The organism is Pseudomonas cavernae (genome assembly GCF_003595175.1).
GTDB classification, from domain to species: Bacteria; Pseudomonadota; Gammaproteobacteria; order Pseudomonadales; family Pseudomonadaceae; genus Aquipseudomonas; species Aquipseudomonas cavernae.
In genome coordinates this window covers 4,728,710-4,750,280 of the sequence record NZ_CP032419.1, presented here as the reverse complement: position 1 = coordinate 4,750,280, position 21,571 = coordinate 4,728,710, and the positions used below count along the sequence as shown (strand labels likewise).

Here is a 21,571-nt window from a genome sequence, read left to right as displayed (position 1 = left end):
GAGGGGGGGGCGCGCTGCGCCACAGACAGCCTGCCGACGAGCCTCCGGATCACGGCGCCGCGCTTGGCCGGTACTGCAGCGCCTCGGCCAGATGCGGCCGGCCGATGGCGTCCTGTTGGTCGAGATCGGCCAGGGTACGTGCGACCTTGAGCAGCCGGTGGGCGGCGCGCAGCGACAGGTTGAGGCGCTCGCAGGCCTGCTCCAGCCAGCCTTGGTCGTCGGCTCGCAAGCTGCAGTGCTGACGCAGGCCAGTCAGGTCGAGCACGGCGTTGGCGCAGCCCTGGCGGCGCAGTTGGCGCTGACGCGCGGCGGCGACCCGGGCGGCGACGCTGGCGCTGTCCTGGCCGGGTTCGGCGGGGGCCTGCAGCGAGGTGCTCTCGCGCGCCACGGTGAGGTGCAGGTCGATGCGGTCGAGCAGTGGCCCGGACAGCTTGCCGCGGTAGCGCTGAATCTGTTCCGGGGTGCAGCGGCAGCGCCCGCTGGGGTCGTGCAGGTAGCCGCAGGGGCAGGGGTTCATCGCCGCCACCAGCTGGAAGCGCGCCGGGAAGCGCACCTTGTCGCGGGCCCGAGCGATGACGATATGGCCGCTTTCCAGCGGCTCGCGCAGCACCTCCAGCACCTTGCGGTCGAACTCCGGCAGCTCGTCGAGAAACAGCACGCCCTGGTGCGCCAGGGTGATTTCGCCCGGCTGCGGGCGGCTGCCGCCACCGACCAGCGCCGGCCCCGAGGCACTGTGATGCGGCTGGCGAAACGGTCGCTGCGGCCAGGCCTCCAGCGGCGCATGGATAGCCACCGAATGGATCGCGGCGACCTCCAGGGCTTCCGTTTCGTCCAGCGGCGGTAGCAGGCCGGGCAGGCGGCTGGCCAGCAGGGTCTTGCCGGTGCCCGGCGGGCCACTGAGCAACAGGTTATGGCCGCCACTGGCGGCGACCAGCAGGGCGCGCTTGGCCGCTTGCTGGCCCTGCACCTCGGCGAGGTCCGGGTAGGGCGGCGTCTGCCGCAACAGGCCCTGGGCCTGATAGGGCGCGAGCGGCTGGCTGCCGTTGAAGTGGGCCGCCAGTTCCAGCAGATGCTCGGCGGCCAGTACGCTGAGTCCCGAGGCCAGGCTGGCTTCCTCGGCATTGGCTTTCGGCACTATCAGGGTGCGTCCCGCCGCGCGTGCGGCCAAGGCGGCCGGCAGCACGCCCTGCACCGGGCGCAGCGCGCCGGACAGCGCCAGTTCGCCGAGGCATTCGCTTTCGCTCAGCGCCGCGGCGGGAATCTGGCCGCTGGCGGCGAGGATGCCGAGGGCGATGGCCAGGTCGAAACGCCCGCCGTCCTTGGGTAGGTCGGCAGGCGCCAGGTTGAGGGTGATGCGCCGTGGCGGAAAATCGAAACCGCAGTTGAGGATCGCGCTGCGCACGCGGTCCTTGCTTTCCTTGACGCTGGTTTCCGGCAGGCCGACCAGCGCCAGTGCGGGCAGGCCGTTGGCCAGATGGGCTTCGACGCTGACGGCCGGCGCTTCGACGCCGACCAGTGCGCGGCTGTGGACGATGGCCAGGGACATGATCACTCCTTGATCAGTCCCGCCGGCTAGGGATTAGCTGGCGGGTGGATTCTGCTTGGCTTCCAGCTCGGCGACCTTGGCCTCCAGTGCCTCCAGGCGCGCGCGGGTGCGCGCCAGCACGGCCATCTGGCTGTCGAACTCGTCGCGGCTGACCAGATCCAGCTTGCTGAACGCGCTCTGCAGCAGGGCCTTGAACTGGCTTTCCAGCTCCGCGCGCGGCAACGGGCTGTCGCCGCCGAACAGGCGCGCGGCGTGGGTGCTGAGGGCGTCGAGCAGGGATTTGGGTGGCAGCATGGCGGGGGTTCCAGTAATGACCGCCGCAGTGTAACACGCGGCTAGCGGGTCAGGATTTGCACGCTTTTTGAGCAGCCTCGGTGGCGGCAGTGCACCGTTGTTGTGCGAGGTTCACCGGCGTACGGCCGTACCAGGGCGGCCCTATGCCAGTAACTGCCTGAAAAACCTCTTTTTAGTCGACATGGCAAGGTTTCTGCTTAGACGCCTGTGACGCATGCACTGATGCAGTTCGGTGCACGAGGCGAAGCGGGGGAGCTGTTTCGCCGGAAGCGATTGGTTGCTGTCGGAGTGGCCAAGCTAGGGCGCCCGATGCGTTACAAAGCCAGACACTGCGCTTAGACTTGAGCCGGGTTCGTTTTTCCTGGGGCAAGTCCACCAAAACGGGAGAGAGTTTCATGAAGCTAGTCACTGCCATCATCAAGCCGTTCAAGCTCGACGACGTGCGCGAGTCGTTGTCCGAGATCGGCGTGCAGGGCATTACCGTCACTGAAGTCAAAGGCTTTGGGCGGCAGAAGGGCCACACAGAACTGTATCGCGGCGCCGAATATGTCGTCGACTTCCTGCCCAAGGTGAAGATCGACGTGGCCATCGCCGACGATCAGCTGGATCGCGTCATCGAAGCCATCACCAAGGCGGCCAACACCGGCAAGATCGGTGACGGCAAGATCTTCGTGGTCAATCTGGAACAGGCCATCCGCATCCGTACCGGCGAAACCGACACAGACGCAATCTAAGCCGCCGAACCCCACGCCCCAGGAGAAAACAATATGACTCTGCGTAAACTCGCAGGGCTAGGAGCCCTGTTGTCCCTCGTTACCCCTGGCCTGGCCATGGCGGCCGACGAGGTTGTGCTGAACAGCGGCGATACCGCGTGGATGATCGTCGCCACCGCACTCGTGCTGTTCATGACCATCCCCGGCCTGGCGCTGTTCTACGGCGGCATGGTGCGGTCCAAGAACGTGCTGTCGGTGATGATGCAATGCTTCGCCATCACCGGCCTGATCAGCATTCTGTGGGTCGTCTACGGCTACAGCATCACCTTCGACGTCACCGGTATGGAACAGGGTGTCGTCAACTTCAATTCCTTCATCGGCGGCTTGTCCAAAGCCTTCCTCGCCGGCGTCACGCCAGCCAGCCTGACTTATGCCATCCCGGAAAGCGTGTTCATCGTCTTCCAGATGACCTTTGCGATCATCACCCCGGCGCTGATCGTCGGTGCCTTTGCCGAGCGCATGAAGTTCTCCGCCATGCTGGTCTTCATGGCCGTGTGGTTCACCCTGGTGTATGCACCCATTGCCCATATGGTGTGGAGCGGCAACGGCGGCCTGATGTGGGACTGGGGCGTGCTGGACTTCGCCGGTGGCACCGTGGTGCATATCAACGCCGGTATCGCCGGCCTGGTCGCCTGCCTGGTGTTGGGCAAGCGTAAAGGCTACCCGACCACCCCGATGGCGCCGCACAACCTCGGTTTTACCCTGATCGGTGCCGCCATGCTGTGGATTGGCTGGTTCGGCTTCAACGCCGGCTCCGCGGTCGCGGCCAACGGCACCGCCGGCATGGCCATGCTGGTGACTCAGATCGCCACCGCCGCCGCCGCGCTGAGCTGGATGTTCGCCGAGTGGATCACCCACGGTAAACCGAGCGCCCTGGGCATCGCTTCCGGTGTGGTCGCCGGCCTGGTGGCCATCACCCCGGCTGCCGGCACCGTCGGCCCGATGGGCGCCCTGGTGATCGGTCTGGCCGCCGGTGTGATCTGCTACTTCTGCGCCACCAGCCTCAAGCGCAAGCTTGGCTACGACGACTCCCTGGACGCCTTCGGCGTGCACGGCATCGGCGGTATCGTCGGCGCGCTGCTGACCGGTGTGTTCGCGGCGCCGGCACTGGGCGGCTTCGGCACCGTGTACTCGGAAGAGAACAGCATCCTGGATCAGTTCATTACTCAGTTCCAGGGCGTCGCTTTCACCGTGGTCTACACCGCCATCGTCACCTTCGTGATCCTGAAAGTGCTGGATCTGGTGATGGGCCTGCGCATCAGCGAAGAAGAAGAGACCGTCGGTCTCGACCTGGCACAGCACAACGAGCGTGGCTACAACCTCTAAGCCCGCGCGGCTTGCCCAAAACGCCCGGCTCTGCCGGGCGTTTTGCTTTGTGCGGAGCCATCAGGCACGGTTTTCGTTGGGGTCAGGGCAATCAGACCAAAGGCTCTGGCCGGCGGCCTTTGTTTTTTCTGACGGCGCGCTAGAATGCGCGCCAAAGGTGTGGAGGCTAGGGTATGTGGCAGCAGCGTTTGATCAGCTTGGCTGCCCGCCCGCGCGGCTTTCACCTGATCAGCGATGAAATAGTCGCGGCCCTGTCGGAACTGCGCACTTGCCGCATCGGTCTGTTACACCTGTGGCTGCGCCATACCTCGGCCTCGCTGAGCATCAACGAGAATGCCGATCCGGCGGTGCGCCGTGACTTCGAGCGGTTCTTCAACCGTCTGGTGCCGCAAGAGGCTCCCGGTTACGAGCACAACGACGAAGGCCCGGACGACCTGCCGGCGCACTTCAAGGCCAGCCTGCTGGGCTGCCAGCTGAGCCTGCCGGTGGCGGACGGGCGTCTGGCGTTGGGTGCCTGGCAAGGCATCTACCTCGGCGAACACTGCGATCAGGCGGGAGTGCGTCAGGTTCTCGCCACCCTGCATGGCGAGGCCATTTGAATTTTTCCGGCGACGTTCTATAGCGTACGTAGCTGGGCTATAACTAACCTGCTTTCGCAAGGCATGAGGTTGAACATGAGCGACGAAGATCTGGAACAAGACGAACTGGACGGTGGCGGCGAGGACGACGGCGAGGAGCTGGCAGCTGCCGATGACGGCGATACCGAGGTAGATGAGAGCGACGACAGCGGCGAAGCGCCGGTCAAACCCGGAAAGAAAGCCAAGGCGGCGGTGGACATCGATGAACTGCCCAGCATCGAGGCCAAGCAGAAAGAGCGCGATGCTCTGGAGCGGGCCATGCAGGAGTTCCTCGCCCGCGGTGGCAAGGTCCAGGAAGTTGAGCCCAACGTGGTAGCCGACCCGCCGAAGAAGCCGGACAGCAAGTACGGCAGCCGGCCCATCTGAGGTTCGAATGCAGAGCAAAAAGCCCGCCATTTGGCGGGCTTTTTCATGGGGGCATGCAGCGCGAGTTAGAGTGCGCGTGCGCTTGAACAGTCTGGTGCTCAGCCGGCCCGCCACCAGCCGATTTGGCTGAGCCGGGCGCGCTAATCCGGTCGAAGATAACTTAAGCGTCGAGCGCTCCCAGCTCCTGCAGCACGCGATGTAGATCTTGGCGCCAGTCGGCTGGGGAAATGCCATGGCTGTGGATAAGCTGGCTGCAATCCAGCACCGACCAGGCTGGGCGCTTGGCCGCTGTCGGGTAGTCGCGGGTCGCGATGGCCTTCACCCGCGGCGCTCTGGCCAGCAGCCCCAGGGCGTGAGCCTGGCGGAAGATTTCCACGGCGAACTCATGCCAGCTACAGGCCGGTGCCCCGCTGAAGTGATAAACACCCCAGCGCAGCGCACCAGCGTTGCGGTATTGCCCGGCCAGCTGCCAGAGGGCTGCGGCGATGCTGGCAGCCGAAGTCGGGCAGCCGCGTTGATCGGCTACCACGGCCAGCTCTTCCCGCTCGCGGCCCAGGCGCAGCATGGTCTTGACGAAGTTGTTGCCGTGCGCGCCAAACACCCAGCTGGTGCGCAGCACCAGATGCTGCGGGCAGTGTTCGGCCAGCGCCAGTTCGCCGGCCAGCTTGCTGGCGCCATACACGCCGCTCGGGGCGGTCGGATCGGTTTCCCGGTACGGCCGGTCGGCGTCGCCGGCAAACACATAGTCGGTGGAGATATGCAGGAGCGGGATACCGCTGTCCGCCGCGGCCCGCGCCAGGTGGGCGACGCCATCCCGGTTGACCGCATAGGCGCGCTCGGGCTCGCTTTCCGCTTTGTCCACCGCGGTATAGGCCGCGGCGTTGATGATCAGCTGCGGGCGCAAGCGCTTGACGGTTTCTGCCACCTGGGCCGCGTCGCTGATATCCAGCTCGGCCGAGCTCAAGCCCTGCGCGGCAAAGCCATCCGGCACATGGCGCAGCAGCTCATGCCCGACCTGGCCGCGGGCTCCCGTGACAAGAACCCGCATCGTCAACCCTCCCGACCCAGCAGCGTGCGCAGGCTGGGATTGTGCTTGTCCTTCTCGGACAGCAGCGGCTCGGCGATCGGCCAGGGGATGTTCAGGTCCGGATCGTTCCAGCTCAACCCGCCCTCATCCGCGGGGAAGTACAAATCGGTGCATTTGTACTGGAAATCGGCCACTTCACTGAGCACACAGAAACCGTGGGCATAACCCGGCGGCACCCACATCTGCCGATGGTTGTCATCGCTGAGTTCGACGCCGACGAACTGGCCGCAGGTCGGCGAAGCCGGGTCGATGTCCACCGCCACGTCATACACCGCGCCGCGGCTGACGCTGACCAGCTTGCCCTGCGGCCGGCTGCGCTGGAAGTGCAGGCCGCGCAGCACCCCGCGTTGCGAGCGCGAGTGGTTGTCCTGGACGAAGGGCAGGTCGATCCCCGCTTGGCGATAGCGTTCCACCTGGAAGCTCTCCAGGAAGAAGCCGCGGGCATCGCCGAAGACTTTCGGCTCGATGATCAGCACACCCGGCAGCACCGTTTCGATCACTTTCATGGCTTGGCCTCCTGGGCCAGCAGGCGCAGCAGATACTGGCCATAGCCGGTCTTGCTCAACGCCTCGGCCTGACGGCCGAGTTGCGCTGCCGACAGCCAGCCCTGGTGGTAGGCAATCTCCTCCAGGCAGGCCACCTTCAGGCCCTGACGGGTTTCGATGGTTTGCACGTAGTGGCTGGCCTCCAGCAGCGACTCATGGGTACCGGTATCCAGCCAGGCAAAACCGCGACCGAGCAAGCTGACATGCAGGTCGCCACGTTGCAGGTAGGCGTTGTTCACGTCGGTGATTTCCAGCTCACCGCGCGCCGAAGGCTGCACCTGCTTGGCGATCTGCACCACCGAGTTGTCGTAGAAGTACAGGCCGGTGACCGCATAGTTGGATCTCGGCTGCTGGGGTTTTTCCTCGATGGAAATGGCCTTGCCGTCGCCATCGAACTCCACCACGCCGAAGCGCTCGGGGTCGGTGACGTGATAACCAAATACCGTGGCCCCCGCAGAGCGGCTGGCCGCCTCGCGCAGCATGGCGCTGAAGCCGTAGCCGTAGAAGATGTTGTCGCCGAGGATCAGGCACACGCTGCTGTCGCCGATGAACTCCTCGCCGATCAGGAAGGCCTGGGCCAGGCCGTCCGGGGACGGCTGTTCGGCATAACTCAGCTCGATGCCGAACTCCGAACCATCGCCCAGCAGCTTGCGGAAGTTCGGCAAGTCCTCGGGGGTGGAGATCACCAGAATCTCGCGGATACCCGCCAGCATCAGCACCGACAGCGGGTAATAGATCATCGGCTTGTCGTAGATCGGCAGCAGCTGCTTCGACACCCCCCGGGTAATGGGGTGCAGACGGCTGCCGGAGCCGCCGGCCAGGATGATGCCTTTCATGCCCGCTCTCCCAAACGTCCCAGGCGGTAATCGCCGCTCAACACCCGCTGCCACCACTCACGATTATCCAGGTACCACTGCACCGTCTTGCGCAGGCCGCTCTCGAAGCTTTCCTGCGGCACCCAGCCCAGCTCGCGCTCGATCTTCGAGGCATCGATGGCATAGCGCCGATCGTGGCCGGGGCGGTCCGTCACGAAGGTAATCAGCTCTTTGTAGGAGCGAGCTTGCTCGCGATCATCCGTGCCGGCCATGGGCACCAACTCATCCAGCAATTCGCAAATCGTCTCCACTACCTCGAGATTGCGCTTCTCGTTGTGCCCGCCGATGTTGTAGGTCTCGCCGACCTGGCCACGGGTCACCACTTCCACCAGCGCCCTTGCGTGGTCCTCGACATACAGCCAGTCGCGAATCTGCGAGCCGTCGCCATACACCGGCAGCGGCTTGCCGTGCAGGGCGTTGAGGATCACATGCGGGATGAGTTTTTCCGGGAAGTGATACGGCCCGTAGTTGTTTGAACAATTGGTGATCAGCACCGGCAGCCCATAGGTGCGCTGCCACGCACGCACCAGATGGTCGGAACTGGCCTTGGAGGCCGAGTAGGGCGAGCTGGGCGAGTAGGGTGTGGTTTCGCTGAACAGATCATCCGTGCCCTCCAGGTCGCCGTACACCTCGTCGGTGGATATGTGGTGGAAGCGGAAGCTGGCCTTGCGCTCGCCATTCAGGCCGTTCCAATAAGCACGCGCCGCTTCCAGCAGGCTGTAGGTGCCGAGGATATTGGTCTGGATAAATTCGGCGGGGCCGTCGATGGAGCGATCCACATGGGATTCGGCGGCCAAGTGCATCACGGCATCGGGTTGGAATTCGGTGAAAACCTTATCCAGCGCCACGGCATCACAGATATCCACCGGGTAGAAACGGTAGCGCGACGAGTCGGCCGCGTTGGCCAGCGACTCCAGATTGCCGGCGTAGGTCAGCTTGTCGAGGTTGGCGACTTCAGCGCTGGTGTTGGCAATTAGATGGCGAACCACTGCCGAGCCAATAAAGCCGGCGCCACCGGTGACGAGGATGCGGGAAGTCATGGGTGTACTCATGTGTGCTCGATGGAATCCCAACGGGTCAGCCCGTGCTTTGCTCACCAAGCGCCTGGGTCAGGTCAAGGATTGGTCAGCGTGCAAGGCTTGCGGCTGGCGGATTCTATCATCTGCTCGGGAAAGGGCGCTCCAGCCTGGCGAAGTGTCGACTGGGAGGGGGGCTGTGCTGCCCGTGCCGGTGCGTGCTCAGCCCCAGTTCATCAACAGCGCCGGCAATTCGCCGAGGCTGCGGATCTGCGCATCCGGCGGCCGGTCGTCGCCCCACTCCTTGCCCTCGGGGTTGAACCAGATCGCGCGCAGGCCGGCGGCACGGGCGCCGGCGATGTCGTCGCCCGGGTGGTCGCCGATATGCACCGCCTGTTGGGCGCTGACGCCGACACGGCGCAGGGCCTCCTGGAACGGGTGCGGGTCGGGCTTGCCGATGCCGAGTTCCTCGGCGCACAGGGCGAACTGGAAGTAATCGGCCAGGCCCAGGCGGCGCACGTCGGCGTTGCCGTTGGTGATCACCCCGAGGTGATAGCGGGTGGCGAGCAGTTCCAGGGTCGACACGGTGTCCGGATACAGGGTGATGCGATGGCGGGCGTGGAGCATCGCCTGGAAGGCGCCTTCGGCCAGGTCCTTGGCCTCAGCGGGGTAATAGCCGACGCCTTGCAGGGCCTGCAGCAGGGTACGCCGGCGCAGTTCGCTGAGGCGGTGTTTGAGCGCCGGTTCGGCCGCCAGCAGCTGGCTGCGGATGCCCCACAAATGCTCGACCGGCAGGGCGGCCAGCAGCGGCGCATGCCGGGTCAGCCAGTCGCGCATCGCGGCTTCCGCGCCGAGGATAACCGGGCGGTTGTCCCACAGGGTGTCGTCGAGGTCGAAGGTGATCAGGCGGATGCTCATTCGGACTCACTGCTGCGGCGTTTGGCCCGTGGGTGGGCGCTGTCGTAGACCTTGGCCAGGTGCTGGAAATCCAGATGGGTGTAGATCTGCGTGGTGGCGATGTCGGCGTGGCCGAGCAGCTCTTGCACGGCACGCAGGTCCTGGGAGGATTCCAGCATATGGCTGGCGAAACTGTGGCGCAGCATGTGTGGATGCAGGTGCTGGCCGAGTTCGCGCACCCCGGCCTGCCGCACGCGCAACTGGATCGCCCGCGGGCCGAGGCGGCGGCCCTGCTGGCTGACGAACACCGCGCCATCGCTGGGGTTGCTCAGGGCACGCAACGGCAGCCAGTCATTCAGCGCCTGGCGGGCCTTGCTGCCGACTGGCAGCACGCGCACCTTGTTGCCCTTGCCGCGCACCTCGACCAGGCCGGCGGCGAGATCCAGTTGCTCGAGGTTCAATCCGGTCAACTCCGCCAGGCGTAGCCCGGAGGAATAGAACAGCTCGAGGATGGCCTGATCGCGGTGGGCGATGAAGTCGTCCTCGACCGCGCCGTCGAGCAATTGGCTGGCGCGGTCGGCATCCAGCGTACGCGGCAGGCGGCGTTCGCCCTTGGGCGGAGTCAGGCCGCTGGCTGGATCATGGCTGCAGTGGCCTTCGCGATTGAGGTAGCGGTAGAGCCCGCGCACCGCCGACAGCAGGCGCGCCAGGCTGCGGCTGGCCTGGCCCTGCGCATGCAGGCGGGCGATGAAGCTGCGCAGGCTGCGGCCATCGAGCGCGGCCCAGGTGGCGATGCCGGTCTTCTCGGCAAGCGTCAGGACTGTCTGCAGGTCGTGCCGGTAGCCGTCGAGGGTATGTGCCGACACCTGGCGCTCGCTGCGCAGGTGTTCGAGATAGGCGTCCAGTTCAGCTTGCATGGAGGCTCCCGGCGGGCGCGGTTCGATGGCTAGCGCTGCGCTCAACTCATCCTACGCCGGCTAGCGCACCGAGCGCAGCGGCATGGCGTAGCGCGGCAGCACGCGGGCGAGGACTTCGGCGATGTAGCCGAGGAACAGAGTGCCGAGCGAGCTCTTGTAGTGCTGCGGGTCCGGGCTGCCAATCGCCAGCACGCCGTGCAGGCCCTGATGAGTCAGGGCGACCACCGCGGCGGAGCCGACCTGGGCCACCGCTTCGGCGCCGAAGAGGAATTCCAGCTCCTGGCTGCGCAACACGCCGCAGACGGTCTTGCCGCCGGCCAGCAGGCCGCCGATGGCCTGGTGCGCCTCGGCGCTGCTGACCCAGCGGCCGACCGGCTGCGGGCTGTCGTTGAACAGGATCAGGCCGACATGCGCGACCTGGAACTCATGGCGCAGGCTATCTTCCACGGCGCCGACCACTTCCTCCAGGCTGGTGGCGTCGAGCAGGTCGAGCACCAGGCGGCGGGTCTTGTCGAATAGGCGGTCGTTGTCGCGGGCCACGTCCATCAGCTGCGACAGACGATGGCGCATCTCAATGTTGCGCTCGCGCAGCAGCTTGACCTGGCGTTCCACCAGCGACACCGCCTCGCCCGGCGAGTGCGGGATGCGCAGCTCGGGGATCAGCTCCTCGTGATCGACGAAGAACTCCGGATGCTGGCGCAGATAGGCGACGACGCTGGCGGAGTCGAGTGGCGCGGGCGGATCCTGGCGCTGGTCGGTCATAGGCGAACCTGTCCTTCAAACACGCGAACGGCGGGTCCGGTCATCATAACCGGCTGCCCCGGGCCTGCCCACTCGATGGCCAGCTTGCCGCCGGGCAGTTCCAGCTGCAGCGGCGAGTCCATCCAGCCCTGGCGGATCGCCGCCACCGCCGCCGCGCAGGCGCCGGTGCCGCAGGCCTGGGTCTCCCCGGCGCCGCGTTCCCAGACGCGCAGCTTGGCCTGCTGGCGGTTGACGACCTGGAGGAAGCCGACGTTGACCCGCTGCGGGAAGCGCGGATGGTGCTCCAGCTGCGGCCCCAGTTCATGCACCGGCGCTTGGTCGACGTCCTCGACGCGCAGCACCGCATGCGGGTTGCCCATCGACACGGCGGCCAGTTCGACCGTCTGCGCGCCGACCCCGACGTGGTAGCTGAGCGCCTCGGCGTCGGCCTGGAACGGGATCTGTTGCGGCGCAAGCCGCGGCGCGCCCATGTCGACGGTGATCTGGCCGTCGTTACGCACGTTCAGCTCGATGATGCCGCTCTTGGTCTCGACGCGGATCTGCTTCTTCACCGTCAGGCGCTTGTCCTGCACGAAACGGGCGAAGCAGCGCGCGCCGTTGCCGCACTGCTCCACTTCCGAGCCGTCGGCGTTGAAGATGCGGTAGCGGAAGTCGACGTCCGGGTTGTTCGGCGCCTCGACCAGCAGCAGCTGGTCGAAGCCGATGCCGGTGTGGCGGTCGCCCCACTGCTTGGCATGCTTGGGCAGGATGTGCGCGTGCTGGCTGATCAGGTCGAGGACCATGAAGTCGTTGCCGAGGCCGTGCATCTTGGTGAAGCGTAATAGCATGGCTGCACCCTCACTGCGGCAGCAGGCTTTCGCCGGCATAGAGTTCCGCAAGGGGTTCGCGGCGGCGCACCTCGTGGGCCTGTTCACCATCCACCAGCACCTCGGCGGCGCGGCCGCGGGTGTTGTAGTTGGAACTCATGACGAAGCCGTAGGCACCGGCCGAGCGCACGGCCAGCAGGTCGCCTTCGGCCAGCGCCAGCTGGCGGTTCTTGGCCAGGAAGTCGCCGGTTTCGCAGATCGGCCCGACTATGTCGTAGGCACGCGGCGCGGCGTCGCGTGGCTGTACCGCCACCACGTCCATCCAGGCCTGGTACAGCGCCGGGCGGATCAGGTCGTTCATCGCCGCATCGACGATGGCGAAGTCCTTGTGCTCGGTGTGCTTGAGGTATTCCACCTGGGTCAGCAGCACGCCGGCGTTGGCGACGATGAAGCGGCCCGGCTCGAACACCAGGGCCAGGTCTCGGCCCTGGATGCGCTCGCGCACGGCGGCGATGTAGTCGCCGGCCAGCGGCGGGTTCTCGTCGTGGTAGCGCACGCCGAGACCGCCGCCGAGGTCGAGGTGGCGGATGTGGATGCCGCGCGCGGCCAGGCGGTCGATCAGCCCGAGCAGGCGCTCGAGGGCATCGAGGAACGGCGGCAGGCTGGTCAGCTGCGAACCGATGTGGCAGTCGACGCCGACCACTTCCAGGTTCGCCAGCTCGGCGGCACGGGCGTAGACCGCCTCGGCGTCGGCGATGGCGATGCCGAACTTGTTTTCCTTGAGGCCGGTGGAGATGTAGGGGTGGGTGCCGGCATCGACGTCCGGGTTGACCCGCAGCGACACCGGCGCCTTGACCCCGAGTTCGGCGGCGACCTGTTGCAGGCGCTCGAGCTCGACGCTGGACTCGACGTTGAAGCAGTGCACGCCCACTTCCAGCGCCCTACGCATGTCGTCGCGGGTCTTGCCGACGCCGGAGAAGACGATCTTGGAAGGTTCGCCGCCGGCCGCCAGCACGCGCTCCAGCTCGCCGCGGGAGACGATGTCGAAGCCGGCACCGAGGCGCGCCAGGACATTCAGCACGCCGAGGTTGGAGTTGGCTTTGACCGCGAAGCAGACCAGATGCGGCAGGCCGGCCAGGGCCTCGGCATAGGCACGGAACTGCGCCTCGATATGGGCGCGCGAGTAAACGTAAGTCGGGGTGCCGAAGCGCTCGGCAATGGTGGACAACGCCACGCCCTCCGCGAACAGGGTGCCGTCGCGGTAGTTGAAGGCCTCCATCTAGATGCCTCCTTTAGAATTCGTAGACGTCTTTTTCGTGTTGTTTCGCGGCTTTTTCGTCGCCCGGGTGATACAGCGGGCCTTTCTGGCCGCAGCCGGCGAGCGCGCCGCCAAGGACGGCAAGGACGAGGAAGGGAAGCAGCAGGCGCTTCATGGCGAAATCCTTGTAAAAGCGTGAATTGCGCCGGAGTATACCGACCCCCCGGCGCCTTGCCTATGCGCCGCGGCTCCCGTCCGGCGCGGCTTTGCCGGGGCTGGCGGGGCGCGGCGAGGAGCCGCGGAGTCACTCAGGAGTTGCGATGGACAGTCCCGCCACGTTGGTCAGTTCGGTTTCGGTCGCCTACCTGCAGGGGCTGGTGGATTACCTGCAGCGCCAGGGCATCGCGCCGGCGACGCTGCTCGCCGAGGCCCAGCTGAGTCCGGCGATTCTCGGCCAGCGCGACCAGCGCATCGCCGCCAGCACTTACCTCAAGCTGCTCGGCCTGGGCGTCAGCCTGACCGGCGACGAGCAGCTCGGCCTGCACCTCGGCGAGGCGGTGCGCCCCGGCTATTACGGCGTGCTCGGCTATCTGCTGATGAGTTGTGCGACCCTCGGCGACGCCCTGCATCGCCAGGCGCGCTATGCCGCGCTGGTGGGCAATCTCGGCCGCGTCGACCTCGCCGACGAGCCGCCGCGGGCCGGTCAGGAAGCCCAGGTCGCGCACAGCTGGCAGCCCTTGCTGGCCCTGCAGCAGCGCCAGACCAGCGAGGAAACCCTGGCCGGCTGGGTCACCTTCGGCCATTGGATCAGCGGCCTGGACGAGCCGCCGACCGAGGTACGCTTCCAGCATGCGGCGCCTGCCGATACTTCCGAGCACCGGCGCCTGTTCCGCTGTCCGGTGCTGTTCGGCCAGGCCGACAACGCATTGGTGTTCCCCAAGCGTCTGCTCGCCGCGCCGCTCGGCCAGGCCGATGCGCTGGTGCGCGGCCCGCTGGATGCCTATGCCGAGCGCTTGCTGCGCGAACTGCGGCAGGGCCACAGCGTGCTCGATCGCGCGCGTCTGCCGCTGGCGCGCCAGTTGGCCGAACAGGGGCCCGACCTCGAGCGTCTGGCGCAGCAGTTGCAACTGAGCCCGCGCACCTTGCAGCGCCGCCTGCGCGAGGCCGGGTTATCCTTTAGTCAGTTGGTCGACGAGACGCGCCAGCTGCTGGTGCTGCATTATCTGCGTGACCCGGCGCTGGAGCTGGCCGACATCGCCTTCTTCGTCGGCTTCAGCGAACCCGGCTCGCTGGCCCGCGCGTTCAAGCGCTGGACCGGGCAGAGCCCGGCCGAATACCGGCGCAGCCTGAGCTTGCCGCCGACCCCTTCAGGCGAATGAACTCGCCGCTACCGAATAGCCCTTTTGAGGTGTCACCCGATGAGTTTGAGCGAAGCCCGTTTCCACGATCTGGTCGATGCTGCCCAGCAGGCTGTGGAAGACATTTTCGATGACAGCGACCTGGACCTCGATCTGGAAAACTCTGCCGGGGTGCTGACCGTGCGCTTCGCCAACGGCACGCAGTTGATCCTCAGCCGCCAGGAGCCGATCCGCCAGCTGTGGCTGGCGGCGCGTTCCGGCGGTTTCCACTTCGACTACGACCCGGCCAGCGAGCGCTGGGTGTGCGACAGCAGCGACGAGCTGCTGGGCGAGATGCTGGCGCGCATCACCTTCGAGCAGAGCGGTGAGTCGCTTGAGTTCGACGAGCTCTGAGGCGGCGCCGGCGCCCGTGGCGTCGCCCTGCCGCCGCCAGTGCTGCCTCGAGCGCCAGGACATCTGCCTCGGTTGCGGCCGCTCGCTGGCGGAGATCCGCGAGTGGAGCGCGGCCGACAACGAGCGCCGGCGGCAGATCTGCCGGCTGGCGCAGGCGCGCCTAGGCCAACGCCTCGGCTGAGCCGATCGGCGCCGACGGACTGGCCAGTATTGTTTATTTGTCCGGCTGTGCTACGGTCGGGCTATACCCAATCGCGCGAAACCCCCCGTCTTCGCAGACCGTGTGAACACCATAGCGCTCGGTTATCCGACGTTTTCACACGGCCTGCCCGGTGGGGGCTGTGCTTTTTCTGTGTCCGTCGCCAGGAGAATGGCCTTCATCATGAGCAACACAACGTCGATCACCATCACCCGCCTTGACCTGCAACGCCTGGAACGTCTGCTCGACAGCCTGGAGGAATTCGGCCCCGGTGCCCTGGCGCTGGAGCAGGAGTTGGCGCGGGCCCAGGTGGTGGGCCTCGATGAGGTGCCTGCCGGGGTGGTGACGATGAACTCGCGGGTCTACTGCCGCGACGACAACAGCGGCAGGGAATACCACCTGACCCTGGTCTACCCGCAGGACGCCGGCGGCGAGGGCACGGTGTCGATCCTCGCGCCGGTCGGCAGCGCGCTGCTCGGCCTGTCGGTCGGCCAGCACATCGACTGGCCGGGCCCGGCCGGCAAGACCATCAGGCTGACCCTGCTCGACGTCGAGTATCAGCCCGAAGCGGCCGGCGAATACCGGCGCTGAGGTTCACGGCGCAACTCGTAGGATAAGTTGAGCAACGCGATACCCATCAATCGTCCTGATACACCGCGTTGGCTATCGCTGCGCTCAACCCAACCTACAGGCCGGACATTAGGCGTTCTGCAGCGCCTGGTTCAGCGCCGTTTCCAGGCGCGCCTTGTAATGCAGGTAGTGAATGCTCTGGATCTGCCCGCCACCGAGCACCCGCGACAGGTCGAGGTCGGTGAGGTAGCAGGGGTAGCGCGCATTGCCGCTGCGCTGGGCGAGGATGTGGCGGGCCACGGCGTGATAGAGATCGGCGCCGTATTCCAGTTCGGAGAATTCGCGGTGGTTGCAGTACAGGGTGACCTGGGCGCGGCTGCCCTCGTGCGGCTCGACGATGGCCTGCACGTCGTAGAACGGGTGGCTGACCGCGGCCTCGGGCGCGGTGCGCGGTTCGAGGCGCAGGGCGCGCTGCGGCGCGGCCGGCAGCACCTGGTAATAGAGCACGTCCAGCGGAGCCGGTGGCAGCGGCTCGTCCAGCGCCAGCATGGCGTTGCGCCGATACAGCAGCGACTGCAGGAAACGCTGCAAGGGGGTCAAGAGGCTCTGTTCATCGTGGAACGGCAGGCGTTGGCGCCACAGCGCATTGTGCTCGTCGAGCACGGTCAACTCGGCCTGGTCGCCGTGCAGGCGGTAGAACACCTGCAGGCAATCGGCGCGGCCGAGCGGCAGGATCAGCGCCAGGTCCTCGCCCTCCAGCGCGTGGCGGTCGAGGCGCAGCGGGCTGTAGCCGGGGCGTGCCGTGCCGAGTTGGTCGAGCAGCGCCGGCAGGTTGTCCAGCGCGGTATGGCTGACCTGGCCGGGGCTCAGCTCCAGCAGGTGGTAGCGCTGCTGTACCTGCAGCAGGTAGCGGTCGCGCTGCGCGCCGCTGAAGTTGGCGAGCACGTCGGCGAACAGTTGCTCGACCCGTTCGGCGATCGCCGTGGCGCGATTGCGGCAGAAACAGCGCACCCGCAGGCGCGGGCGGGGCCCGTCGGCCGGCAGGCTGTTGAGGTAGTCGCGCAGGCAGTCGAGCAATGCGTGCGGGCCGTCGTAGCGGTTGACCAAGAGTTCGTTCCAGCTGTTCAGGCTGACCTGGTCGAGGCTCAGCACCAGGTTGTCGCGCACCCCGGCATAGCCCAGGGCGTCGGTGCGCTCGCTGGTCATGTGCACATTCATCTGGCTGTGCTGGCGCAGCGGGTCGCGACCGACGTTGACCAGCAACAGCACTTCGCGCGGCGCGTTGGCCTGCAGCAGGGCGCTTTCCGCCACCGGCGGCAGCGGCAGCGGGATGGCCTGCTGCAGACTGCTCAGCAGGTTGTTCAGCTCGAACTCGCCGAGGTCGCTGCCGCCCGGGTGCAGCGACAAGCGCGTGCTGGCGTCGATCACACCGTTGCGATGGCACCAGGCGAGCAGCTCGATCAACGCGCGCGTGCGTTTCAGCGGGGCGAAGTCCGGCCATTCCTGGGCGTTGAGGTTGCCGTGGAACAGTGCCCACTGGCTGTCCTGGGGATTATCTACATTCGCGCAGTGGACCAGGGTGAGGCTGTCCTCGCCGAGGTCGGGGGCGATCCCCGGGTTGATGAATTCGACCTTGCCGGCCTTGCGCTCGAAGGCCGCGTACAGACGTCGGCCGAGTACGCCGAGGTCGCGGCTGTTGAGCGAACTGACGGCCTGCTGGCTGCGGGCGAACTGGGAGAGGAAGCGGTAGCTGTAGGTCAGCTCGTTGACCAGCAGGCGCCGCTCGGCGCCGACCTGGCGCACCTTCCACTGGCTGCGGCTGTCGAGCGTCGCCAGCTGGCGGGCGTCCCACTGCCAGGCGCCGGTCAGGCGTTCGAGCAGCAGGCGTTGCCAGCTCTTGCGCCGGTTGCGCGGCGGGCTGCTGAGTTTCTTATTGACCTTCAGGTACAGGCAGCGGCGGATCAGTTCGAGGCGCTCGCGTTCACCGCGTGCGTCGAGGTATTCCTCCAGGCGGCGGTAGACCATCACATAGGGGTCGAGCTCGTCGAGGTCGAGGCGGTTGGCGAACACCGCCTGCTTGAAGCGCAGCGCCAGGCATTCGACCCGCGGATGCTCGCTGGCGTAGACCTCGGTGAGCAGCAGCTTGAGCACCGACTTGTAGGGCGACTCGATGCCCTTGTACAGCTGCCACATGCCGGCGCCGATGAACTCGCCCGGCGGAATCTGCGCCAGATGGCCGAGGTCGAGCACCTCGTCGGCGCGTACGAAGCGCTTGGACAGCAGCGTGTGGCAGTACTCGGCGTAGCGCGCCTCCTCGTACACTGGCACCAGCCACCACAGCGGCGTGCGCCCGCCGAGCCAGATCGCGGTGCGGTAGAACTCGTCGAGCAGCAGGTAATGCTGAGTGGTGCCGCAGTCGTCGGAACTCAGCTGCGCCTCGCGGGCGCCGGCGGTGAAGCGCGCCGGATCGACCAGGAAGCAGTGCGCCTCGGCGCCCTGGCTGGCGGCCCAGCTTTCCAGCAAGTCGCACTTCCTGCGCAGCTCGGCCAGCGCCTGGGCGTCCAGCTCCGGGGCGTGACAGACCCACAGGTCCATGTCGCTCAGCTCGGCCTGCGCCACGGTGCCCAGGCTGCCCATCAGGAACAGGCCGTGGAGCGGCAGCGCTGGGTGGCCGCGGCGGGCCTTGTAGGTGAACGAGCGGGTCAGGCGCTGGGCTTCGGCGAGGGTGTCGGCATCCGGCTCGTAGCCGCACAGGCCGGCCGGGGTGGTCGCGGAGACATAGCCGGGCAGCAGTGGGTGGTTCACATGCAGCAGCAGCGGCAGCAGCTTGAGCACCAGTTGCTGGCGCGTCGACAGCGCCTGCATGGCCCGCTGCAGGCGCCCGCCGTTGACCCGGAGAAAGCGCGCGCGCAGCTGCGCCAGGACCTTACGGTCGATGCCGTCGTCGATGTCCGGGCGGATTTCTTCGCGGTGGGTCATGGTGCGGGCCGAGCAGTGGGGGTGGCACAGCCTAGCAGCCGTCGCGGACGGCGGGGCAGGCTGTGCTCGCTGTATCGGCGCGAAGGTGGCTTAGCTTGAGTGCGCGGGCTCGGCGCTGAGGATGGTCAGCAGCACCTGGGCATGCTCGGCGGCGTCCAGGCCGAGACTGGTCAGATAGCCGCCATCGGGCTGGTTGACCAGGCCCTTGCGGTACAGGCGGCTGATGGCGCCTTGGGCCTTGGGATTGGCGTTGTTGTGGACCTTGATGCCTTCTTGGGTGTTGTCCAGGTTGTACAGCGCGAGGATTTCCAGTTCGGCAATCAGCTCAGGGGTAAAGGCCATGGTCGCTCCCGATTCTTATGATTGTCGGCCGGACCCGGATGGGTCGGCCTGCGCCGCGCCGCCAGCCGGCGGCGGGTTCCTGCAGTGTAGCCGCGTCGCTGCCGCGGCGGGGGAAAACTCAGGCGTCGTCGCTCTCGGCGGCCTCGCCCGGCAGCTCCGGCAGGGCGCGCAGGGCCTGCTCGTACCAGGCGCTGTCGAACGGCCGGTCGGCCTCGAGCATGGCGTCGATCTCGTGGGCCAGCACCAGGGCCATCAGCTGGAGGATTTCCTCGCGCGCGTAGCCGACCAGGGTCAGCTTGTTGAAGACAGCCTGGGCGGCCGGCGGATTGCCGGTTTCCAGCTGATTCTCGATGGCCTGGGTGAGGGTGGCTTCGGCGAAGGCTTCGTCGTCGCGGTCGTTCTGGTCGGTCATGGGTGGATCTCCTTAATCCTGTCCGCTGGCGAAGCGGGTGAGCGCGTCGCCGGTCAGACGGTAGAGCACCCACTCGTCCTGCGGGCGGGCGCCGATGGCTTGATAGAACTGGATGGCCGGCGCGTTCCAGTCCAGCACCGACCATTCGAAGCGGCCGCAGCCGCGCGCCACCGCAAGCTGTGCCAGGTGCCGCAGCAGCGCCTTGCCGGCACCCAGGCCGCGTGCCTCGGGGCGGATGTAGAGGTCTTCCAGATACAGGCCGTGCTTGCCCAGCCAGGTCGAGTAATTGAAGAAGTACACCGCGTAGCCGATCGGCTGGCCGTCCTGCTCGCAGATCAGCGCATGGCTGGTGGAGCCGCTGGCGAACAGGCTGGCCCGGATGCCGGCGACGTCGGTCTGCACCTCGTGCTCGGCCTTCTCGTAGATGGCCAGATCGGTGATGAAGCGCAGGATCAGCGCGGCGTCTGCAGGGGTGGCGGGGCGGATATGCAGGCTCATGGCGGGACTCGGCGGTCGGTGGGTAGTCCCCTCTCCCGCAAGCGGGAGAGGGGCGGCACAGCCTCAGCGGCTAGCCAACAGTGCCTTGCCGCGTGCCACCGCCGCACGCACCTGATTCGGCGCGGTGCCGCCGATATGGTCGCGGGCGTTGACCGAGCCTTCCAGGGTCAGCACGGCGAACACGTCGTCGCCGATCTGGTCGCTGAACTGGCGCAGCTCGGCGAGGCTCATCTCGGCCAGGTCTTTGCCGCTGTCGACGCCGTATTTCACCGCGTGGCCGACGATCTCGTGGCAATCGCGAAACGGCAGGCCCTTGCGCACCAGATAGTCGGCCAGGTCGGTGGCGGTGGAGAAACCGCGACGCGCCGCTTCGCGCATCACGTCGCGCTTGGGCTTGAGCGCCGGGATCATGTCGGCGAAGGCGCGCAGCGAATCGCGCAGGGTGTCGGCGGCGTCGAACAGCGGTTCCTTGTCTTCCTGGTTGTCCTTGTTGTAGGCCAGCGGCTGGCCCTTCATCAGGGTCAGCAGGCCCATCAGCGCGCCGAACACCCGGCCGCTCTTGCCGCGCACCAGCTCCGGCACGTCGGGGTTCTTCTTCTGCGGCATGATCGAGGAGCCGGTGCAGAAGCGATCCGGCAGGTCGATGAACTGGAACTGCGCGGATGTCCACAGCACCAGCTCTTCGGAGAAGCGCGACAGGTGCATCATCGCCAGCGCGGCGGCAGCGCAGAACTCGATGGCGAAGTCGCGATCGGACACGCCGTCCAGCGAGTTGCCGCCGACCGCGTCGAAGCCGAGCAGCTGCGCGGTGATCTCGCGCTGGATCGGGTAGGTGGTGCCGGCCAGGGCCGCCGAGCCGAGCGGCATGCGGTTGACCCGCTTGCGGCAGTCGACCAGGCGCTCGTAATCGCGGCTGAGCATTTCGAACCAGGCCAGCAGGTGATGGCCAAAGGTCACCGGCTGGGCGGTCTGCAGGTGGGTGAAGCCGGGCATGATGGTCTCGGCTTCACGCTCGGCCTGCTCCAGCAGGCCCTGCTGCAGGCGGCTGATTTCGGCGAGGATCAGGTCGATCTCGTCGCGCAGCCACAGGCGGATGTCGGTGGCCACCTGGTCGTTGCGCGAGCGGCCGGTGTGCAGCTTCTTGCCGGTGACGCCGATGCGGTCGGTCAGGCGTGCCTCGATGTTCATGTGCACGTCTTCCAGGTCGACGCGCCAGCCGAAGGTGCCGGTCTCGATCTCGCTCTGGATCAGCTTCAGCCCGGCCTCGATGGCGTCGCGCTCATCGGTGGTGAGTACGCCGACCTTGGCCAGCATGGTCGCGTGGGCGATCGAGCCCATGATGTCGTGGCGGTACAGGCGCTGGTCGAAATCGACGGAGGCGGTGAAGCGGGCGACGAAGGCGTCGACGGGTTCGCTGAAGCGGCCGCCCCAGGACTGGTTGGTTTTTTCGCTGCTCATGGGATTCGCTCGGCTGGTGCGCATGGAACGGGCAGGCCGCGGGCGGCGGCCGGCGTGGCGGATAACGTGGGGCGAATAATAACAGGCTCGACGGCAAAGGCGGCGTGGCGCGTTGTCGTCTGCCGCCGGGCATGAATGCAACGCAAGCCTTGGTTTGCTCACAATTTTTAGCACTGTTGGTTATTTCAGTGCTTTTATTGTGGATTAGCCGAGCCGGCCACCTTGCCGCCTCGCCCGGCCATGCGGAAACTGCGCG

Annotated in this window: 25 protein-coding genes; 8 read left to right on the top strand and 17 right to left on the bottom strand. The window is 66.7% G+C overall.

The features are described 5' to 3' along the window. Positions 1-49: 49 nt before the first annotated feature. Both D3880_RS21620 and D3880_RS21615 read right to left on the bottom strand, forming a co-directional pair. Entirely contained in the window at positions 50-1,546 is a 1,497-nt protein-coding gene (locus D3880_RS21620) for a YifB family Mg chelatase-like AAA ATPase (protein WP_119895464.1), read from the bottom strand. 33 nt (positions 1,547-1,579) lie between these two features. Then, a complete protein-coding gene (locus D3880_RS21615) occupies positions 1,580-1,840 on the bottom strand; it encodes an accessory factor UbiK family protein (protein WP_119895463.1) in 261 nt (86 codons plus the stop codon). 395 nt (positions 1,841-2,235) lie between these two features. On the opposite strand from D3880_RS21615, the gene glnK reads away from it, so the two are divergent. The 4 genes from glnK (at position 2,236) to sutA (ending at position 4,943) form a co-directional block, all read left to right on the top strand. Next, positions 2,236-2,574 (top strand): P-II family nitrogen regulator, encoded by a 339-nt coding sequence (gene glnK / locus D3880_RS21610; protein ID WP_003096476.1) that lies wholly within the window; start codon positions 2,236-2,238, stop codon positions 2,572-2,574. 33 nt (positions 2,575-2,607) lie between these two features. Continuing rightward, positions 2,608-3,939 (top strand): ammonium transporter, encoded by a 1,332-nt coding sequence (locus tag D3880_RS21605; RefSeq protein WP_119895462.1) that lies wholly within the window; start codon positions 2,608-2,610, stop codon positions 3,937-3,939. A gap of 173 nt (positions 3,940-4,112) precedes the next feature. Beyond that, complete coding sequence (locus D3880_RS21600; RefSeq protein WP_119895461.1) at positions 4,113-4,538, top strand: secondary thiamine-phosphate synthase enzyme YjbQ; 426 nt, start codon at positions 4,113-4,115, stop codon at positions 4,536-4,538. 75 nt (positions 4,539-4,613) lie between these two features. Further along, positions 4,614-4,943 carry a transcriptional regulator SutA gene (gene sutA, locus D3880_RS21595; protein ID WP_119895460.1) on the top strand — a complete coding sequence of 110 codons (330 nt, stop codon included), beginning with the start codon at positions 4,614-4,616 and terminating at the stop codon, positions 4,941-4,943. 160 nt (positions 4,944-5,103) lie between these two features. On the opposite strand, the gene rfbD is transcribed toward sutA, so the two are convergent. From rfbD to lptM, 10 genes are all read right to left on the bottom strand, one after another. After that, positions 5,104-5,991, bottom strand: a complete 888-nt coding sequence (rfbD, locus tag D3880_RS21590) for a dTDP-4-dehydrorhamnose reductase (protein WP_119895459.1) — start codon at positions 5,989-5,991, stop codon at positions 5,104-5,106. A 2-nt stretch (positions 5,992-5,993) separates the two neighbouring features. Continuing rightward, positions 5,994-6,536, bottom strand: coding sequence for a dTDP-4-dehydrorhamnose 3,5-epimerase (rfbC, locus tag D3880_RS21585; RefSeq protein ID WP_119895458.1), 543 nt, complete (start codon positions 6,534-6,536; stop codon positions 5,994-5,996). Continuing rightward, the gene (gene rfbA / locus D3880_RS21580) at positions 6,533-7,411 is read right to left on the bottom strand and encodes a glucose-1-phosphate thymidylyltransferase RfbA (protein WP_119895457.1); all 879 of its coding nucleotides are present in this window, start codon (positions 7,409-7,411) and stop codon (positions 6,533-6,535) included. The genes rfbC and rfbA overlap by 4 nt, the downstream gene beginning before the upstream one ends. Next, a complete protein-coding gene (gene rfbB / locus D3880_RS21575; protein WP_119895456.1) occupies positions 7,408-8,490 on the bottom strand; it encodes a dTDP-glucose 4,6-dehydratase in 1,083 nt (360 codons plus the stop codon). The genes rfbA and rfbB overlap by 4 nt, the downstream gene beginning before the upstream one ends. A 198-nt stretch (positions 8,491-8,688) precedes the next feature. Then, positions 8,689-9,384 (bottom strand): HAD family hydrolase, encoded by a 696-nt coding sequence (locus tag D3880_RS21570; protein ID WP_119895455.1) that lies wholly within the window; start codon positions 9,382-9,384, stop codon positions 8,689-8,691. Next, positions 9,381-10,280, bottom strand: a complete 900-nt coding sequence (gene xerC / locus D3880_RS21565; RefSeq protein WP_119895454.1) for a tyrosine recombinase XerC — start codon at positions 10,278-10,280, stop codon at positions 9,381-9,383. Before xerC ends, D3880_RS21570 begins: the two co-directional genes overlap by 4 nt. Before the next feature lie 60 nt (positions 10,281-10,340). Then, on the bottom strand, positions 10,341-11,042 hold the full coding sequence (locus D3880_RS21560; RefSeq protein ID WP_119895453.1) for a DUF484 family protein: 702 nt from the start codon (positions 11,040-11,042) through the stop codon (positions 10,341-10,343). Further along, positions 11,039-11,869, bottom strand: coding sequence for a diaminopimelate epimerase (gene dapF, locus D3880_RS21555; RefSeq protein ID WP_119895452.1), 831 nt, complete (start codon positions 11,867-11,869; stop codon positions 11,039-11,041). Before dapF ends, D3880_RS21560 begins: the two co-directional genes overlap by 4 nt. A gap of 10 nt (positions 11,870-11,879) precedes the next feature. Beyond that, positions 11,880-13,127 carry a diaminopimelate decarboxylase gene (lysA, locus tag D3880_RS21550; RefSeq protein WP_119895451.1) on the bottom strand — a complete coding sequence of 416 codons (1,248 nt, stop codon included), beginning with the start codon at positions 13,125-13,127 and terminating at the stop codon, positions 11,880-11,882. 13 nt (positions 13,128-13,140) lie between these two features. Beyond that, positions 13,141-13,281, bottom strand: a complete 141-nt coding sequence (gene lptM, locus D3880_RS21545) for an LPS translocon maturation chaperone LptM (protein ID WP_119895450.1) — start codon at positions 13,279-13,281, stop codon at positions 13,141-13,143. A 145-nt stretch (positions 13,282-13,426) separates the two neighbouring features. Between lptM and D3880_RS21540 the strand changes: the two genes are divergently transcribed. From D3880_RS21540 to rnk, 4 genes are all read left to right on the top strand, one after another. Then, positions 13,427-14,485, top strand: coding sequence for an AraC family transcriptional regulator (locus D3880_RS21540; protein WP_119895449.1), 1,059 nt, complete (start codon positions 13,427-13,429; stop codon positions 14,483-14,485). Between the two features lie 39 nt (positions 14,486-14,524). Next, positions 14,525-14,857: an iron donor protein CyaY gene (gene cyaY, locus D3880_RS21535; protein WP_119895448.1), complete on the top strand. Its 333-nt coding sequence runs from the start codon at positions 14,525-14,527 to the stop codon at positions 14,855-14,857. A gap of 16 nt (positions 14,858-14,873) precedes the next feature. Beyond that, entirely contained in the window at positions 14,874-15,038 is a 165-nt protein-coding gene (locus D3880_RS21530; RefSeq protein WP_119895447.1) for a DUF1289 domain-containing protein, read from the top strand. Between the two features lie 201 nt (positions 15,039-15,239). Next, entirely contained in the window at positions 15,240-15,647 is a 408-nt protein-coding gene (rnk, locus tag D3880_RS21525) for a nucleoside diphosphate kinase regulator (RefSeq protein WP_119895808.1), read from the top strand. Positions 15,648-15,755: 108 nt separating this feature from the next. Here the strand turns inward: rnk and D3880_RS21520 are convergent, their stop codons facing one another. From D3880_RS21520 to argH, 5 genes are all read right to left on the bottom strand, one after another. Continuing rightward, positions 15,756-18,605 carry a class I adenylate cyclase gene (locus D3880_RS21520; protein WP_119895446.1) on the bottom strand — a complete coding sequence of 950 codons (2,850 nt, stop codon included), beginning with the start codon at positions 18,603-18,605 and terminating at the stop codon, positions 15,756-15,758. 90 nt (positions 18,606-18,695) lie between these two features. Then, positions 18,696-18,947: a TIGR02647 family protein gene (locus tag D3880_RS21515; RefSeq protein WP_119895445.1), complete on the bottom strand. Its 252-nt coding sequence runs from the start codon at positions 18,945-18,947 to the stop codon at positions 18,696-18,698. A 118-nt stretch (positions 18,948-19,065) separates the two neighbouring features. Then, positions 19,066-19,359: a hypothetical protein gene (locus D3880_RS21510; RefSeq protein ID WP_119895444.1), complete on the bottom strand. Its 294-nt coding sequence runs from the start codon at positions 19,357-19,359 to the stop codon at positions 19,066-19,068. Positions 19,360-19,371: 12 nt separating this feature from the next. Beyond that, entirely contained in the window at positions 19,372-19,857 is a 486-nt protein-coding gene (locus tag D3880_RS21505; RefSeq protein WP_119895443.1) for a GNAT family N-acetyltransferase, read from the bottom strand. A gap of 63 nt (positions 19,858-19,920) precedes the next feature. Beyond that, on the bottom strand, positions 19,921-21,315 hold the full coding sequence (argH, locus tag D3880_RS21500) for an argininosuccinate lyase (protein ID WP_119895442.1): 1,395 nt from the start codon (positions 21,313-21,315) through the stop codon (positions 19,921-19,923). Between the last annotated feature and the right edge of the window lie 256 nt (positions 21,316-21,571).